This window comes from Rhodovulum kholense (genome assembly GCF_003053725.1).
GTDB lineage: Bacteria > Pseudomonadota > Alphaproteobacteria > Rhodobacterales > Rhodobacteraceae > Rhodovulum > Rhodovulum kholense.
This window is the reverse complement of record NZ_QAYC01000014.1, coordinates 26,968-43,991: the sequence shown is the minus strand read 5'-3', so window position 1 is coordinate 43,991 and position 17,024 is coordinate 26,968. Positions and strand designations below refer to the sequence as shown.

Here is a 17,024-nt window from a genome sequence, read left to right as displayed (position 1 = left end):
AGGCGCCAACGGCCCTGCCGGAGCCGGACCGCTCCAGGGGAAGGAGGAACCATGTCGTCGCAAGCCGAACCGACAGACGATTTCGAGGGCATCGCGGCCCGCGCCCCGAACCGGCATGCGGCCTTCCAGCCGCATCGCAAGGGCGCGATGGGGCGCGCCCACGACCTCTTGCATGCCACCCCGGCGCTGGTGCCGATGATCGTGCTGATCGCCGCCGTCGCGGTCTTCGGGCTGGTGCTGGGGGCCAAGTTCTTCTCGCCCTTCGCGCTGACGCTGATCCTGCAGCAGGTGCAGATCGTGGGCGTGCTGGCCGCGGCGCAAAGCCTGATCGTGCTGACGGCGGGCATCGACCTGTCGGTGGGCGCGACCGCGGTCTTCTGCTCGGTCATCATGGGCAAGCTCGTCTTCGAGGTCGGCCTGCCCGCGCCCTTGGCGGTGCTGGCCGGGCTGATCGCCGGGACCGCCATCGGCGGGCTGAACGGCTGGCTGGTCAGCCGGGTCCGCCTGCCGCCCTTCATCGTGACGCTCGGGATGTGGCAGATCGTGCTGGCCGCGACCTATCTCTATTCCGGCAACGAAACCATCCGTGCCCAGGATATCGAGGCGACCGCGCCCTTCCTGCAATTCCTCCGCGGCAAGCTGCAACTGGGCGGCGCCACCCTCACCTTCGGGGTGATTCTGATGCTGCTGCTGGTGCTGGTCCTGGCCTATGCGCTGCGCTCGACCGCCTGGGGGCGGCATGTCTACGCGGTCGGCGACGATCCCGAGGCGGCGGCGCTGGCCGGGGTCAACGTGCACCGGACGCTGATGTCGGTCTACCTGCTGGTGGGCCTCATCTGCGCGCTCGCGGGCTGGGTGATGATCGGCCGGTTCGGGTCGGTCTCGCCCTCGGCCACCACCGGCGTCATCGGCAACATCCAGTCGATCACCGCCGTCGTGATCGGGGGGATCTCGCTCTTCGGCGGGCGCGGCTCGATCCTTGGCGCGTTCTTCGGCGCGCTGATCGTCGGCGTCTTCGAACTTGGGCTCAGGATGGCCGGCGCCAACCCGCAATGGACCTTCCTGCTGATCGGCGCGCTCATCATCGGCGCGGTGGCGGTGGACCAGTGGATCAGAAAGGTCTCGGCATGACGGACCCGGTTCTTTCCGCCCGCGGACTGGTCAAGCGCTATGGCCGCGTCACCGCGCTCGACCGCTGCGACTTCGACCTGATGCCGGGCGAGATCCTGGCGGTGATCGGCGATAACGGCGCGGGCAAGTCGACGTTGATCAAGGCGATCTCGGGCGCGGTGATCCCCGACGCGGGCGAGATCCGGCTGGAGGGCCGCCCGGTCCGCTTTGCCTCGCCCATCGAGGCGCGGCAGGCGGGCATCGAGACGGTCTACCAGACGCTGGCGATGTCGCCCGCGCTGTCGATCGCCGACAACATTTTCATGGGCCGCGAGCTGCGCTGTCCGGGGATCATGGGCAGCCTCTTCCGCAGGCTCGACCGCCGGGCGATGGAGGCCTTCGCCCGCGAAAAGCTGAACGATCTGGGACTGATGACCATCCAGAACATCACCCAGCCGGTCGAAACCCTGTCGGGCGGCCAGCGTCAGGGGGTGGCGGTCGCGCGGGCTGCGGCTTTCGGGTCCCGGCTGATCATTCTGGACGAGCCGACCGCAGCGCTCGGGGTGAAGGAAAGCCGCCGGGTGCTGGACCTGATCCTCGATGTGCGCGCGCGGGGCTTGCCGATCATCCTCATCAGTCACAACATGCCCCATGTCTTCGAAGTTGCGGACCGGATTCACATCCACAGGCTCGGGCGGCGGCTGTGCACGATCCGCCCGGCCGATCATTCCATGTCGGATGCGGTGGCCTTCATGACCGGGGCGCGCACCCCGCCCGACGTGATGGAGGCGGCATGAGCGCCCCGCCCGACCTCCAGACCCTGGCCGCCCGCGTGCTCGCCGCGCCCCCCCGCCGCGCGCGGCGGCTGGTGGCGCTGGCCGGGCCGCCCGGCAGCGGCAAAAGCACCCTCGCCCGGCGGCTGTCCGAGCGTCTGGCCGAAACGGGCCATGCCGCGCCGGTGGTGCCGATGGACGGCTTGCACCTCGACAACCGGCTGCTGTCCGCGCGCGGCCTGCTGGCCCGCAAGGGTGCACCCGAAACCTTCGACGCGGCCGGGCTTCTGAGGCTGGTCGAGGCGCTCGCCGCAGGCGGCGAGGTGATCCATCCGGTCTTCGACCGCGCCCGCGACATCGCCATCGCCGGCGCCGGCGTGGTGGCCGAAACCGACCGGACCGTGATCCTCGAGGGCAACTACCTGCTGTTCGACGCCCCGCCCTGGCGCGCGCTGGCCGGGTTCTGGGATGTCTCGGTCTTCCTGGCCGTCCCCGAGGAAGACCTGCTGAGCCGCCTCACGACCCGCTGGCTCGACCACGGGCTGGCCCCCGAGGCGGCGCGCGAGAGGGCCGAGCGCAACGACATGGCCAATGCCCGCCTGCTGGCCGCGCGGCGCCTGCCCGCCGACCTGACGCTGGGCACCGCCGAGCCCCTGCCCGGCAGGACGCCCGCGTGAAACGCTCGGACATCAACGCGATCCTTGCGGACAGCCAGGCCTTCATCCGGTCCTTCGGCCTGCCCCTGCCGCCCTTCGCCGACTGGAGCCCCGACAGGATCGCCGCACCCGAGGCCGCCGAGATCCGCAGCCGGGGTCTTGGCTGGGATATCACCGATTACGGTCAGGGCCGGTTCGCGACGCTGGGGCTTGTGCTTTTCACAGCCCGAAACGGGCGCGCCGAAGATCTCGCCCGGGGGCGCGGCATGGTCTATGCCGAGAAGATCATGATCTCGCGGGTGGGCCAGCTCTCGCCCATGCACCGGCACCGGCTGAAGACCGAGGACATCATCAATCGCGGCGGCGGCACGCTGGTGCTGCAACTTTACGCCGCCGATGCCGAAGGCGGGATCGACCGCGCCGCCGATCCGCGGGTGATGTCCGACGGGATCGCGCAGGACCTGCCGCCCGGCGGCCTGCTGCGGCTGGCGCCGGGCAGCAGCGTGACGCTGACCCCCGACATCTGGCATGCCTTCTGGGCCGAAGGCGACGACGTCCTGCTGGCCGAGGTCTCGACGGTCAATGACGACCGCACCGACAATGTCTTCGCCGACCCGATCGGGCGCTTTCCCGACATCGAGGAAGACGTGCCCGCGACCCGGCTGCTGGTGTCGGACTACGCCTGATCGGCGTCCCCGGACAAGACCGCCGGACAAGACAAAGGCGCCCGGATCGCCGGACGCCTTGTGGTCTCATGGCCGGGACCGGCGCTATTCGGCCGGCTGCAACCCCGGGGCGCGGTCCGTAGCCGGAACGGCCGCCGGGCGCGGATCGCCGGGCAGGCCCGGATGCGGTACGGGCACCGCGGCCGGCGGCTCGACCGTCGCCTCGACCGGCGCGGCAACGGGGCTGGTCCGCCGGTCCCGGCGGGACGCCTCGCCCAGCGCAGCGGCGACCAGCATCGCGGCCACACCCAGCGGCGGCAGCAGCCAGGGCAGCAGCGCCAGATCGGGACGCCCGTACATCAGCGCCTGGAAGGCCAGCGACACGACCGTACCGAAGGAAAACACCAGAAGCCCCTGCCGCCCCATCAGCCGCAGCGGCGCGGCCAGCGCGCTGCCAGCGATCCGGGTGACCCAGGGCAGGCAGGACAGCACATAGAACAGCGCCAGCACATGCAGCATCCGCGGCAGCGACACATAGGTCTTGTCGAAGCCCACCACATGGAAGGGCAGCCCCGCCTCGGCCGCCTGCCGCATCATCGCGTTCAGCCGCTCGCCCAGCGCCGGAACCTGCGCCCAGACCAGCACGAAGCCCAGGAACCCGGCTGCCGCCCAGAACAGCCAGCGCCGCCGCGCGACGAAGCGTTCGCCGCGGCGCATCTGGATGCCGGTCAGCAAGCCCAGAACGAAGATGATCTGCCAGGACAACGGATTGAAGAACCAGCCGCCGGGATTGGGGTAGTTCGGCAGGTCGATCCGCCACATCCCCGCCACGAACCACATCGCGATCGAGATCGACACCATCAGAAGCGGCGCCCGCATGCCGATCAGGATCGCGAGCGGCGCGAACAGCAGCAGCACCGAATAGGCCGGCAGGATGTTCACATAGCCGAACTGGTGGGTCAGCAGCGGAATGCCGATCAGCGCCTCTCCGGTATTCTCGAAGACCTGCCGCAGGTTGATCCTGGTCAGCAGATCCGGCACGTCGAACGCCATCGCGCCCCAGGCGAAGATGGCGATGGCCCAGGCGCTCAGCAGCACATGCACGATGTAAAGCGTCCAGGACCGGCCCCAGATCGGCCGGATCGCGGCCCAAAGCCCGTTCAGCCGGATCTGCGGCGCGGCGAAGCGGCCCGAATAGGCCATCCCCGCGGCGATGCCCGACATCACGAAGAACGCCTCGGCGGCGTCGGAAAAGCCGAAATTCCGGATCGTCCAGTTTTCATAGGGGTTGCCGGGCACATGGTCGATGAAGATCATCACCAGCGCGAGGCCGCGGAACGCGTCGATCCGCGGATCGCGCGGCCGCTTCTTCGGCACGGAAACCGTGTCAGGCCGCTGCATCCAGAGCCTCCTTGCGGGCGTCCTCGGCGATCCAGCGGCGGACGCAGTCGCGGTAGGCCCGGATGACCGGGGCCGCGTCGGCTTCCTGCGGAACGGCGAAAAGCGTGTGTGTCAGGGGGCGCGAGGTCCAGGCGATCAGAAGCGGCGCGATCAGCATCGGCAGGCAGACCGGCAGCATCCAGACCGTCAGGCCGGGCGCGATCCGGGTGACGAGCGCCAGCGCCGCCGCCCCGGTCAGCGAGATCCAGAGCCCGGCGCGCAGCCCCTGCAGGACCGTCAGCTTGCCCTCGCCGCGCTGGTTCGCGGGCCAGCCGCCATCGCTCCCGGACAGCACCTGCAGCACCGCACGCGACTGGTACATCAGCATTACCGGCGCCAGAAGCGAACTCAGCAGGATCTCGGTCACAACCGAGGCCGCCGCCCGCACCCCGCCACCGAAGCCCCGCGCCCGGCGGGTCAGGATCGCACCTGCGAGGATCGACAGCTTGGGCAGAAGCAGCAGCCCGCAGATGCCGATCACCAGGGTGATGATCTCTTTCGTGCGGTCGGAGGGGAAGACCGGGAACAGCTGATAGGGTTCGGGGAAGTAGTCCGGTGCCGGCGCGAAGATCGTGGCCAGCAGCGAGGCGATGAGGAACGCCCCCCACAGCAGCGACACGAGATAGGCGAAGATCCCCTGCACGAAGACGAACCGGCTCCAGGCCGCAAGCCCCGGCGCCAGCACCAGCCGCATGTGCTGCAGGTTGCCCTGGCACCAGCGGCGGTCGCGCTTCGCATAGGCGAGGATGTTGTCAGGGCCTTCCTCGAACGAGCCCTCTATGGTCTCGTCGAGCCGAACCCGCCAGCCGGCCCGCGCCAGCAGCGCCGCCTCGACGTAGTCATGGCTGAGGATATGGCCGCCGAAGGGCGGCTTGCCCTCCAGCGCGGGCAGCCCGCAGCTTTCGGCGAAGGCGCGGACCCGCACCATGGCGTTATGGCCCCAGAACGGCCCGGTATTGCCCTGCAGCCGCGCCAGACCGCGGGCGAAGACCGGCGAATGGAAACTGGCCGAGAACTGCATCGCCCGCCCGAACAGCGAACTCGCGCCGATGATCTTCGGCAGCGTCTGCAACAGTCCCAGCCTGGGGTCGGCCTGCATCCGCGCGATCATTCGGCGGACGGTCACGCCCTCCATCAGGCTGTCGGCATCGAGGATCAGGGCGAATTCGTAGGCGCCACCCGAGTTATGGATGAAATCCTCGATATTGCCCGCCTTGCGCCCGCGATTGTCGGTCCGGCGGCGGTAGAAGATCCGCCCGGCCCCGCCGGTTTCGGCCAGAAGCCGGGCGAAGGCGTCGCGTTCGCGGGCCGCATTGGCCGGATCGCGGGTATCGGACAGCACGGCGATGTCGCAGCGCAGCCCCGCGGCCTGGATCGACCCGTCCATCGCCGCGATCCGGGCGAAGGTCGTCACCGGGTCCTCGTTGCAGATCGGCACCAGAACCACGGTCGGTTCGTGCGGCAGCCGCAATTGCGGCTCGGGCGCGCGGCGCAGATGGCCGAGCAGGCCGAGGAAGGCCCCCGCCGCGCCCCAGGCCAGCCAGGCCGTGGTGATGAAGATCAGCGTCGTGCGCGCCACGTCCCAGGCATCGACGCCATCCTGCGTGGAGGCCTCTGCCAGAAGCGACGCGGCCACGGTCGCGGCTGCAAGGGAAAAGCCGATCGCGAGCCCGCGAAGCACGCGGGTCCGGAGGCCGGACGCAAGGATGCGGGACATCTGGTCCGCCGTCAGCCCAGCTGTAGCGGCCGCATCAGACGGGCCAGCCAGATCGGCAGGCGCAGCTCGCGCCGCGCCTCCAGCACCTGCTGGGGCATGTCCATCGGAGCGACCGGCGGGGCCCAATGCGGGCCTTCTACCGCAATCGCGTTCTGCGCATCGAAGGTGGAATCTGCACTCATTCGTTGATCCATTGGTAGAGCCAGGTTTCAGTCAAGGTCTGCCCGTACCCCGTTATTTCGGCCTTCAGTTCAACCAGAGCGCCCGTGTCGGCCGTTATATCGACGACGAGACGCCAGGTATCAGACCCCGGAATTCGGCTGAAGACGGGCTTCTCCATTCGTCCCGTGCTTGCGTATACATCAGCCTTAACGTCCGCATCGTCGGGAAGTTCCCCGAGCGTTCCCCCCTCGAAATCGACCACGAATTTCCGCAGTCCGGGACCGCTGGCGGCGCCTGCGACACCGCCCCGTCCCACAAGCGTCCGCACCACATGGGCGCGTTCCCCGACCGCACCGGGCGGGTTGGTTCCCCAGTGCAGGCGGTAATCGTATTCCATCGTGTCGCCCTTGCGCGCCTTCTCTTCGGGCACCCAGAAGGCGACGATGTTGTCGTTGGCCTCGAGATCCGAGGGGATCTCGACCAGCCGCACCGTGCCGCGGCCCCAGTTGCCCACCGGCTCGACCATCATCGAGGGGCGGCGCTCGTAATGGGCGCCGGCATCGAGATAGTCGTCGAAGTTCCGGTTGCGCTGGATCAGCCCGAAGCTTTCCGGATCGCGGGCGGCCAGATAGGAACTGGCCAGTCGGGGCGGGTTATTCAAGGGCCGCACAAAGGTGCCGCCCTCGCTTGTGTTCAGGATCAGCATCTCGCTGTCATGCACCCGGTGGCGGAAATCGTCGAAATCGCCGCGGTCATTGTCGCCCAGCAGGAACATCGAGGTCAGCGGCGCGATGCCCAGCTGATCGACATCCTCGCGCATGAACAGACGCGCGGTCACGTCCATCACCGTGGTCGCGCCGGGGGTGACGATAAAGCGGTAGGCGCCGGTCAGCGACTTGCTGTCGAGCGCGGCATAGATCGTGATCGAGGTCGCGCCGGGCGCCGGGCGTTCTAGCCAGAAGGTGCTGAACCGCGGAAATTCCTCGGTCTTGCCCGACGCGGTGTTGACCGCCAGCCCGCGCGCGCTCAGCCCGTAGACATTGGCCCGGCCGAGGGCGCGGAAATAGCTGGCGCCCTGGAACACCACGACCTCGTCAAAGGTGTCGGCCCGGTTGAAGGGCGCATGCAGCCGGAAGCCCGCGACGCCCGGCATCTCGAAATCGGGCGGGATCAGGTCGGCGGCCTTGCCGTCATACTGGAAGTCGGCCCCCGAGAAATGCATCGGCTGGGCGACGCCGTCGACCAGCTCGAAGATCTCGACCGGCTCCTTGTACAGCCAGCCCGGATGGAAGGCGTGCAGCTGGAAATACGACCCGTCCCCGGCCCAGCGGGCGTGATCCGGCCGGAAGCGGATCGATCGGTAGGCATCGTAATCGAGCCCCGAGATCGGCCCCTCGGGCAGCGAGGCGGCCTTGTAGGCCTCCTTCGCCCGGGCCTGCATCTGGTCGCTCAACACGTCAAAGGAGAACGGCACCGGCTCGGGCACCGGCTCCGGTGCGGCTTCGGGGACCGGCAGAGGCGCCTCGGATTCGGGCTCGGGCGACGCCTCCTGCGCCGCAGCGAAACGGGGAAGACCGAGGGCAACGGACGCAGCAGAGCCAGCCAGCGCCGCCAGCAGGCGACGACGGGACGGTCCGAAACGTCCGGAACGGACCGCGGCACTGGAACTGACTGGAAACATTAATGGACCCCTTAACCAAGGCTCGTCATTCTTGATTGCCACCAGACTCTCCGTTTGTCCCGACCCGTCGCACCATTAAGGGTGCCGCGTGGCAGAATCATGCCGGAAAAACCCGATGCTTGCGCAGAATCTGGAGCATCTGACAACGGCTGCAATTCCCCCGCTCGGCGGCAAGCGGATTTCCAGTCATCGCCATACGCCCGATGCGCAAGACTCTGCCATAACGCGAAAATAATAAGCATACAATTGCCGACTTCAATGCGCCGGAACGCCGCCGCCGTCCGGGACCGGAAGGCCCCGCGGGGCGCTTCCGAACCGGGGCCGAACCGGTGCCGGACCTGAGCCCGGTCGCGGGGCGAACGCCCGGTCAGGGCAGGGCCGCGGCCGGAGCCGGGTCGGCGGCAGCGATCTGGCGCAGCAATTCGGTCTCGAGCCCGGGCGTATAGCGCTGCCCGCGCACGAAGGCCTCGGCCGCGGCGCGATCGAACAATGCGCCCGCCACGACAGGCGGCGGCGGCGCATCGGTGGCGGTCGCGGCCAGGGCCAGCGCGGCGGGCGGCCCGGCCGGGGCGGCCCCGGGCAGGCGCGCCCGCGCCAGCGCGACCAGCAGACGTTCGAGGGGCGACCCCGCCGGATCGAGCCGACCGACCGCCGCCAGCGCGGCGGCATCGTCGGCCCCCATCAGCGCCTTCAACGCGGGCGCGAGATGGAACCGGCCCGGCGCATCGGGTTCAAGCCGCAGCGCCTGCGCGACCAGCGCCAGCCCCTCGTCCCAGCGCCCCTCATAGGCGGCCAGATCCAGACCCACCATCGCAAGACTCGGCGGATGGTGGGGGTAAAGCTCCAAAAGCCGCGCGGCATGGGCCTGAAACGCCGCCGTGTCGCGCCCCGGCCCCTCGATGGCCAGAATCGCGGCCGCGTGCAGCGTCATCAGCCCCTGCGGCGCCAGCCGCAGCGCCTGCGAGGTCGCCCGGGCCGCATCGCCCCAGGCCGACGCCACCGCCCCCGGACCGGACCGCAGGTTGCGCCCGAACCGCGCCTCGTCCAGACGCAGCAAGGCCAGCGCCGCCCAGGCCTCGCCATAGCGCGGGTGACTGTCGACGACCCGGCCCAGACAGCTGCTCAGCGCCGCATGCGAGGGCGCGGCCGGGGCGGCAAGATAGCGGTGAATGCCCATCAGGCAGGACAGATCGGGCAGGTCCGACTCGGCATAGCGCGGGGGCGGCGCGCGCATCAGTTCGGGGCGCACGCGATGCGCCGCTCCCAGCCGCCGGACGATCTGACCCAGCACCGTGCGTTCGGTCTCCTGCAGCGCATCCGCCGAGTCGCCGATCCGCTGGAAGGTGGTCCAGACCGTGCGGCGGCCGGGAAACGAGATCAGTTCAAGTTGCGCCAGCAGCGTGTCGCGGCGCCACATCAGCCGCCCCCGCAGAAGGTAATCGGCGGTCTCGGCCGCCCGCGCGGCATCGCGCGGCGCGCTGGTCGCGATCCAGGGATGGGCGGCAAGGTCGGTGGCGATCTCGGCGCCGAAGCCATAGGCCAGATCCTCGATCCCCTCGAGCCGACCCTCGGCCCGGAACGGCAGCACCGCGACCCGCAGAACCCGGTAGGGCGCCTCCTCGATCGGGCGCGCCGCTGCGGCAAAGACCCGCTCCTGGGCTTGGCGGACATGGGCCTGCCAGAGCATCGGCACGATCGCGATCAGCATCATCAGCCCGGCCAGAGCCGCAAGGCGGCGCGGCCAGGGCGAAGGCGGCGGCCCGGATTCGCCCGGCCCGGGCCGAAGCGTCGGGCGGCAACTGCCCCGGGGGATCTCGATCACCGGCAGTTCGGGATCGGCCAGCGCATAGAACCGCGCCAGCGCCTCGCGCAGCCGCCCGATCTCGGTCCGCACGATGCTGTCGCGGCCGGGATCGAACCGCGGGTCGCGGTCGAACACCTCGACCGCGATGGCATGGGGCTTGATATCCTCGCCATGGCCCGAAAGTTCGCGGTCGATCAGGTAATCCAGCAGGCGGGCGCGGCGCGGGCTGCGCCCGAGCACCCCGGCGGTACGGATGGCCGCCACCGCCTCAAGCACCGCCTCATGGCGCAATGGCGCCACGGCTCCGCCCTCCCGGGAAGGGTATGTCATGGCTGGCGATCCGCGGCTGTCTGAGGGTCCAAAAACACGGCAACTCGGCTAAGGCAACGATGGGGTCTGCCGCACCGGCGCCCCGGTCCGACCCAATGGCAGGGGGTGCCGACGCGGCCGAACCAGCGACAGAAAAGCACAGGACGTCACGCGGGCAAAGGCGCGTCATGCCGTCCGCCTCCCGATAAGCGGAACAAGGCGCAAAAGCGCAACGCTTGCCGGCAGTGACCTGCCGGACGGGCCCCGAAGGGCTTGATCTGCACAAATTTCATGGGTGATCTGGTGGAGCCGAGGGGGATCGAACCCCTGACCTCGTCATTGCGAACGACGCGCTCTCCCAACTGAGCTACGGCCCCGGTGAGCGGTCATTTGCAGTATGGCGCGGGGGATGTCAAGCGGTCTGCCCCACGTGATGGCGCACAAATTTCACGATCTCTTCCGCGGGCCGCGCCCCGGTCAGCCGGGCGACCTCGCGGCCCCGGTGAAACAGGATCAGAAGCGGGATGCCGCGCACATCGAAACGGTCCGCCGCCCCCGGATGGGCCTCGGTGTCCAGCTTGGCCAGCCGCGCCTCGGGCAGCAACATCCGCGCCGCGGCCGAGAATTGCGGCGCCATCATCCGGCAGGGCCCGCACCAGGCGGCCCAGAAATCGACCAGTAGCGGCAGATCGTCCTTGCGGCTTTTCTCGAGCGTGGCGAGGTCGATCTCGTGCACCCGCCCGTCGGCAAGCCGGGTGCCGCAAACGCCGCATCTGGGCGCCTCGCCCAGCCGGTCGACGGGCAGGCGGTTGGCGGTTCCGCAGGCAAGGCAGGTCAGTTTCAGCGCATCGGCCATCGGGCGAGCCTCCGAGACATTCCGTGTTATGAATATATCGGGGCGGCCCAGTCCCGTTCAAGGAGATTCGCCCGGGCGTCCGGCCCGCATCCGGCTTTACCCGTCCGGGTCGCGGGCTAGGATCGACCCCATGCAACGGCAGCGGGAGACCCACGGATGAAATCGCTTCGGCTCTGGCAGGTCGTTCGCCTGTCGCGCCGGCTCTGGGTGCGCAGCAGCCTGATCGCGGTGCTGGGGATCGTCGCGGCGGGGGCCGCGGCGCTTTTGGGTCCGGTCATCCCGCAGGGGCTCGCGGACCGGCTGGGCGAGGATGCGGTGATGCCGGTGCTTGACGTGCTGGCCTCGTCAATGCTGGCGGTCACGACCTTCTCGCTGTCGATCATGGTCACGACGCACCGCCAGGCCTCAAGCCAGGTGACGCCGCGCTCGCACCGGCTGCTGCTGGAGGACACCACGACCCAGACCGTGCTGGCGACCTTCATCGGCGCCTTCATCTTCGCGCTGGTCTCGATCATCCTGTTCCGGGCGGGCGCCTATACCGGCGCCGCCCCCTTCGTGCTGTTCGCCTTCACCGTGCTGGTGGTGGCGCTGGTGGTGATCGCGATCCTGCGCTGGATCGACCATCTGTCGCGGCTCGGCAGCATGGACGAGACCATCGCCCAGGCGACCCTTCGCGCCCGCGCGACGCTGACCGCGGCCCGCACCGCCCCAAGCCTGCTGGCCACTCCCCTGCCCGACGACAAAACCCCGCCCGACGGCGCCGAGGCCGTGCCCGCGCCGCGCGGCGGCTATGTCCAGCTGGTCGACATGGCGGCCCTGTCCGAGCAGGCCGAAAAGGCCGGGGCCGAAATCTGGATCACGGCCGTGCCCGGCAGCTTTCTCGTCTCAGGGCGGGCTCTGGCCCATGTCCATCCGCCCGGCGCGCTCGACGCCGCCCGCATTGCCACAGCCTTCGAGATCGAGGCGGTGCGCAGCTTCGACCAGGATGCGCGCTTCGCGTTGATCGTGCTGTCCGAAATTGCCTCGCGCGCGCTGTCTCCCGGGATCAACGACCCGGGCACCGCCATCGACATTCTCGGGCGGCTGGAACGGCTTCTGGCCGAATGCCCGGCGGCGGGCGACGAGATCCGCTACCCGAGGCTCCATGCCCCGGCGCTCTGCGCCGACGATCTGGTCGAGGACGCCTTCGCCGCCATCGCCCGCGACGGTGCGCCGATGCGCGAGGTGGCACTGCGGCTCATGCATGCGCTGAACACGCTGCGCCAGGGCGACGATCCTGCCCTGGCCCGCGCCGCCGCGGCGATGACCCGCCGGGCGCTGACCCATGCCGAGACCGCGCTGGTGATCGACGAGGACAAGGCCGCGCTGAGACGTCTGGCCGGATCGTAGCCCGAAACGACGTCGGCCCCGGACAGATGCCGGGGCCGCGTTCCTGACCGCGCGGGCCTATTCGGCCGCGTCCGCGACCTCTTCGACCGGCGGGCAGGTGCAGATCAGGTTGCGGTCGCCATAGGCGTTGTCGACCCGTCCGACCGGCGGCCAGTACTTGTCGACCCGGAACGCGCCCGGCGGGAAGCAGCCCTGCTCGCGCGAATAGGGACGGTCCCAGTCGGCCACCAGATCCTCGACCGTGTGCGGCGCCTTCTTCAGCGGGTTGTTGCTCTTCTCGATCCCGCCCTCGGCGATCTCGCGGATCTCGTCGCGGATCGCCAGCATCGCGGTGATGAAGCGGTCGAGCTCGGCCTTGGTTTCCGACTCGGTCGGCTCGATCATCAGCGTGCCCGCCACCGGCCAGCTCATGGTCGGCGCGTGGAAGCCGCAATCGATCAGCCGCTTGGCGATGTCGTCGACCGTGACCCCGGCCGTGTCCACGAAATCGCGGGTGTCGACGATGCATTCATGCGCGACCCGGCCCTTGCGGCCCTTGAAGAGCACGTCATAGGCCCCCTCCAGGCGCTTGGCGATGTAATTGGCGTTCAGGATCGCGACCTTGGTCGCCTGGGTCAGCCCCGCGCCGCCCATCAGCAGCACATAGGCATAGCTGATCGGCAGGATCGAGGCCGAGCCGTGCATCGCGCCGCTGACCGCGCCGGTCTCGCCGGTCGCGGGATCGGCCGGCAGATAGGGCTCCAGATGCGCCTTGACGCCGATCGGTCCCATGCCCGGCCCGCCGCCGCCATGGGGGATGCAGAAGGTCTTGTGCAGGTTCAGGTGGCTCACGTCCGACCCGATCTCGCCGGGCTTCACGAGCCCCACCAGCGCGTTCAGGTTGGCGCCGTCCAGATAGACCTGCCCGCCATGGGCATGGGTGATCTCGCAGACCTCGCGCACCGTCTCTTCGAAGACGCCATGGGTCGAGGGATAGGTGATCATGCAGGCCGCCAGATCGCCGCCCGCAGCCTCGGCCTTGGCCCGGAAATCTTCAAGATCGATATCGCCATTCGCGGCCGACTTGACCGCGACGACCTTCATTCCCGCCATCTGCGCCGAGGCCGGGTTGGTCCCGTGCGCCGAGGTCGGGATCAGGCAGATCCGCCGGTGCCCCTCGCCCCGCGCCCGGTGATAGGCGGCGATGGTCATGAGCCCCGCATATTCGCCCGCCGCCCCCGAATTGGGCTGGAACGACATCGCGTCATAGCCGGTGATCTGGCACAGCTTGTCGGCCAGATCGTCCAGCATCTCGGCAAAGCCCCGGACCTGATCGGCGGGGGCCAGCGGGTGGATGTTGGAAAACTCCGGCCAGGTGATCGGCATCATCTCGACCGCGGCGTTCAGCTTCATGGTGCAGGACCCCAGCGGGATCATCGCCCGGTCGAGCGCCAGATCGCGGTCGGCCAGACGGCGCATGTAGCGCATCATCTCGGTCTCGGCCCGGTTCATGTGGAAGACCGGATGGGTCAGGAAGTCGCTCTCGCGGATCATGCCCTCGGGGAAGCGGTATTCGCCGTCGCCGCCCTTGTCCTTGCGCACGATCCCGAAGGCGCGCCACAGCGCCTCAATCGACGCGGGCCGGGTGGTCTCGTCCAGCGCGATGCCAAGCTTCGTCGTGCCGATCCGGCGCAGGTTGATCTTTTCGGCCAGCGCCGCGTTGTAGATCACGCCCTGCATCGGGCCCACATCGACGGTGAAGGTGTCGAAGAATTCGGCCGGTTCCACGGCGAACCCCGCCTCCTGCAACCCGCGCGCGGTGCGCACCGCCTTGCGGTGGATGCGCTGGGCGATGGCGCTCAGCCCCTTGGGTCCATGGAAGACCGCATAGAAGCCCGCCATGACGGCCAAAAGCGCCTGGGCGGTGCAGACATTCGAGGTCGCCTTTTCGCGGCGGATATGCTGCTCGCGCGTCTGCAGCGCCAGGCGGTACGCCTTGTTGCCGCGCGAATCGACCGAGACGCCGACGATCCGGCCGGGCATGGCGCGCTTGTAGGCGCCGCGGCAGGCCATGTAGGCCGCATGCGGACCGCCAAAGCCCATCGGCACGCCAAAGCGCTGGGTGGACCCCACGGCGATGTCGGCCCCCATCGCGCCCGGTTCCTTCAGCACGACCAGCGCCATCGGATCGGCCACGACGATGCCCAGCGCCTCGGCCGCGTGCAGATCGGCAATCGGACCGGTGAAATCATGGATATGGCCGTAGGTGCCGGGATACTGGAAGAGCCCGGCAAAGACCTTTTCAGGCTCGAGATCGGTGAAGGGGTCGCCGACGATCACCTCGATCCCCAGCGGCTCGGCCCGGGTCCGGATCACCGCGATGTTATGCGGATGGCAGTCGCGGTCGACGAAGATCGCGCCCGCCTTCGATTTCGCCACCCGCTGGGCCATGGTCATCGCCTCGGCGCAGGCGGTGGATTCGTCCAGGAGCGAGGCATTGGCGATCTCAAGCCCGGTGAGGTCCGACACCATCGTCTGGTAGTTCAGCAACGCCTCGAGCCGGCCCTGGCTGATTTCCGGCTGGTAGGGCGTGTAGGCGGTGTACCAGGCGGGGTTTTCCAGGATGTTGCGCTGGATCGCTGGCGGCGTGACGGTGCCGTAATAGCCCTGTCCGATCAGCGTGGTGAAGGCACGGTTCTTCTTCGCGATCTGGCGCATGAACCACAGCATCTCGCGTTCGGACTTGGGCTTGCCGAAATCGAGCGGCTCGGCCTGAAGGATGCTGTCGGGCACGGTCTCTCCGATCAGCTCTTCGAGGCTTTGCAGCCCCAGCACCTCCAGCATCTCGGTCATTTCCTCCGGAGAGGGACCGATATGGCGGCGGTTCGCGAAATCGTAGGGCAGGTAGGTGCTGGGGGTATAAGGCATGAGTGTCCCGAAATCAGTCGATGAAGGCCTGATAGGCGGCTTCGTCCATGAACTCGTCGAGCGCCGAGAGGTCCTCGATCTTCATCTTGAAGAACCAGCCGTCGCCGGTCGGGTCCTCGTTCACCTTGGCGGGCGTGTCGGTCAGGGCGTGGTTGACCTCGACGATCTCGCCATCCAGCGGGGCCAGGATGTCGGACGCGGCCTTGACGCTTTCGATCACCACGACCTCGTCATCCTTCGAGACCGTCGTGCCCTCTTCGGGCAGATCGACGAAGACCACGTCGCCCAGCTGTTCGGCGGCATGATCGGTGATGCCCACGACGACGAGATCGTCCTCGACGCGGAGCCATTCGTGCTGTTCGGTGAATTTCATCGCTAGTGTCCCTCAGCGCTTGTAGGTCGACGGGCGGAACGGCAGGCGCACGATTTCGGCCGGCAGGCGTTTGCCGCGCACCTCGCCCCAGAGTTTGGCCCCTTCCAGGGCAAGATCAACGGGCACGTAGGCCATCGAGACCGGTGCCTCGACCGACGGGCCGAAACCGCCCGAGGTCACCGTGCCGACGGGATCGCCGCCGGTCTCTGCGGCGTAAAGCGCGGTGCCCTCGCGCATCGGCGCCCGGCCTTCGGGGCGGAGCCCCACCCGCTGGCGGGCGGCGCCGGTGTCAAGCTCGGCCAGAATGCGCGCAGCGCCCGGAAACCCGCCCTCGCGCGCGCCGCCGCTGCGGCGGGCCTTCTGGATCGCCCAGGCCAGATCGGCCTCGACCGGCGTTGTCGTGGTGTCGATGTCATGGCCGTACAGGCAAAGCCCGGCCTCGAGCCTGAGGCTGTCGCGGGCGCCAAGCCCGATCGGTTCCACCGCCTCATGGGCCAGCAACTGCCGGGCCAGCGCCTCGGCGCGCTCGACCGGCACCGAAATCTCGAACCCGTCCTCGCCGGTGTAGCCCGAGCGCGACACCCAGAGCGGCCCGTCGAGCGTGTCGATGATCGCCACATCCATGAAGCGCATGTCGGACACGCCGGGCGCCAGGGTTTCCAGCACCGCCTCGGCCTCGGGCCCCTGCAGCGCCAGAAGCGCGCGGTCGGTCAGTTCGACGATGTCGCAATCGCAGCCGATGGAGGCGTGCAGATGGGCGATGTCCGCCGTCTTGCAGGCGGCGTTGAGCACGACGAACAGATCGTCGCAGCGCCGCGCCACCATCAGGTCGTCGAGAATGCCGCCCGCCTCATTGGTGAACATCGCATAGCGCTGGCGGCCGAGCTTCAGCCCGACCAGATCCACCGGCACCAGGTGTTCCAGCGCGATGGCCGCATGCTCGACCATGCCCGATTTCGGGCGCAGGCTGACCTGGCCCATGTGGCTGACATCGAACAGCCCCGCACGCGCCCGGCAATGCAGGTGTTCCTTCATCACGCCAAGCCCGTATTGCACAGGCATCTCGTAGCCCGCGAACGGCACCATCTTCGCGCCCAGTTCCAGATGCAGATCGTAAAGCGCAGTGCGCTGCAAGCCCGACATGGCAAACCATTCCCCTGGCCGGATGCGTGCTTGCATCGC

14 protein-coding genes and 1 tRNA gene are annotated in these 17,024 nt (G+C 68.9%); 5 read left to right on the top strand and 10 right to left on the bottom strand.

Translation table 11 applies throughout. The features are described 5' to 3' along the window. The first annotated feature begins 51 nt into the window (after positions 1 to 51). From C8N38_RS16230 to C8N38_RS16215, 4 genes are read left to right on the top strand one after another with little or no spacing between them, the layout of a single operon-like run. The gene (locus tag C8N38_RS16230; RefSeq protein ID WP_108028202.1) at positions 52 to 1,131 is read left to right on the top strand and encodes an ABC transporter permease; all 1,080 of its coding nucleotides are present in this window, start codon (positions 52 to 54) and stop codon (positions 1,129 to 1,131) included. Beyond that, positions 1,128 to 1,907: an ATP-binding cassette domain-containing protein gene (locus C8N38_RS16225; RefSeq protein ID WP_108028201.1), complete on the top strand. Its 780-nt coding sequence runs from the start codon at positions 1,128 to 1,130 to the stop codon at positions 1,905 to 1,907. The genes C8N38_RS16230 and C8N38_RS16225 overlap by 4 nt, the downstream gene beginning before the upstream one ends. Then, positions 1,904 to 2,560: a nucleoside/nucleotide kinase family protein gene (locus tag C8N38_RS16220; protein WP_108028200.1), complete on the top strand. Its 657-nt coding sequence runs from the start codon at positions 1,904 to 1,906 to the stop codon at positions 2,558 to 2,560. Before C8N38_RS16225 ends, C8N38_RS16220 begins: the two co-directional genes overlap by 4 nt. Next, positions 2,557 to 3,225: a D-lyxose/D-mannose family sugar isomerase gene (locus tag C8N38_RS16215; RefSeq protein ID WP_108028199.1), complete on the top strand. Its 669-nt coding sequence runs from the start codon at positions 2,557 to 2,559 to the stop codon at positions 3,223 to 3,225. The genes C8N38_RS16220 and C8N38_RS16215 overlap by 4 nt, the downstream gene beginning before the upstream one ends. 84 nt (positions 3,226 to 3,309) lie before the next feature. On the opposite strand, the gene C8N38_RS16210 is transcribed toward C8N38_RS16215, so the two are convergent. From C8N38_RS16210 to C8N38_RS16185, 7 genes are all read right to left on the bottom strand, one after another. Beyond that, positions 3,310 to 4,605: an OpgC family protein gene (locus C8N38_RS16210; protein WP_215731165.1), complete on the bottom strand. Its 1,296-nt coding sequence runs from the start codon at positions 4,603 to 4,605 to the stop codon at positions 3,310 to 3,312. Next, the gene (gene mdoH, locus C8N38_RS16205; RefSeq protein WP_108028198.1) at positions 4,592 to 6,361 is read right to left on the bottom strand and encodes a glucans biosynthesis glucosyltransferase MdoH; all 1,770 of its coding nucleotides are present in this window, start codon (positions 6,359 to 6,361) and stop codon (positions 4,592 to 4,594) included. Before mdoH ends, C8N38_RS16210 begins: the two co-directional genes overlap by 14 nt. 11 nt (positions 6,362 to 6,372) lie before the next feature. After that, complete coding sequence (locus C8N38_RS21435; RefSeq protein WP_158272371.1) at positions 6,373 to 6,543, bottom strand: hypothetical protein; 171 nt, start codon at positions 6,541 to 6,543, stop codon at positions 6,373 to 6,375. Beyond that, on the bottom strand, positions 6,540 to 8,204 hold the full coding sequence (locus C8N38_RS16200) for an OpgD/OpgG family glucan biosynthesis protein (RefSeq protein WP_108028197.1): 1,665 nt from the start codon (positions 8,202 to 8,204) through the stop codon (positions 6,540 to 6,542). Before C8N38_RS16200 ends, C8N38_RS21435 begins: the two co-directional genes overlap by 4 nt. A gap of 367 nt (positions 8,205 to 8,571) precedes the next feature. Continuing rightward, on the bottom strand, positions 8,572 to 10,338 hold the full coding sequence (locus C8N38_RS16195; protein WP_146176299.1) for a hypothetical protein: 1,767 nt from the start codon (positions 10,336 to 10,338) through the stop codon (positions 8,572 to 8,574). A 280-nt stretch (positions 10,339 to 10,618) separates the two neighbouring features. Then, positions 10,619 to 10,694, bottom strand: a tRNA-Ala gene (locus tag C8N38_RS16190). 35 nt (positions 10,695 to 10,729) lie between these two features. Then, a complete protein-coding gene (locus C8N38_RS16185; protein WP_108028195.1) occupies positions 10,730 to 11,173 on the bottom strand; it encodes a thioredoxin domain-containing protein in 444 nt (147 codons plus the stop codon). 156 nt (positions 11,174 to 11,329) lie between these two features. Between C8N38_RS16185 and C8N38_RS16180 the strand changes: the two genes are divergently transcribed. Next, on the top strand, positions 11,330 to 12,562 hold the full coding sequence (locus C8N38_RS16180; protein WP_108028194.1) for a DUF2254 domain-containing protein: 1,233 nt from the start codon (positions 11,330 to 11,332) through the stop codon (positions 12,560 to 12,562). A gap of 57 nt (positions 12,563 to 12,619) precedes the next feature. On the opposite strand, the gene gcvP is transcribed toward C8N38_RS16180, so the two are convergent. From gcvP to gcvT, 3 genes are read right to left on the bottom strand one after another with little or no spacing between them, the layout of a single operon-like run. After that, entirely contained in the window at positions 12,620 to 15,469 is a 2,850-nt protein-coding gene (gene gcvP / locus C8N38_RS16175) for an aminomethyl-transferring glycine dehydrogenase (RefSeq protein ID WP_108028193.1), read from the bottom strand. 13 nt (positions 15,470 to 15,482) lie between these two features. After that, on the bottom strand, positions 15,483 to 15,842 hold the full coding sequence (gcvH, locus tag C8N38_RS16170) for a glycine cleavage system protein GcvH (RefSeq protein ID WP_108028192.1): 360 nt from the start codon (positions 15,840 to 15,842) through the stop codon (positions 15,483 to 15,485). Positions 15,843 to 15,854: 12 nt separating this feature from the next. Further along, positions 15,855 to 16,985: a glycine cleavage system aminomethyltransferase GcvT gene (gene gcvT / locus C8N38_RS16165; RefSeq protein ID WP_108028255.1), complete on the bottom strand. Its 1,131-nt coding sequence runs from the start codon at positions 16,983 to 16,985 to the stop codon at positions 15,855 to 15,857. Positions 16,986 to 17,024 lie beyond the last annotated feature (39 nt).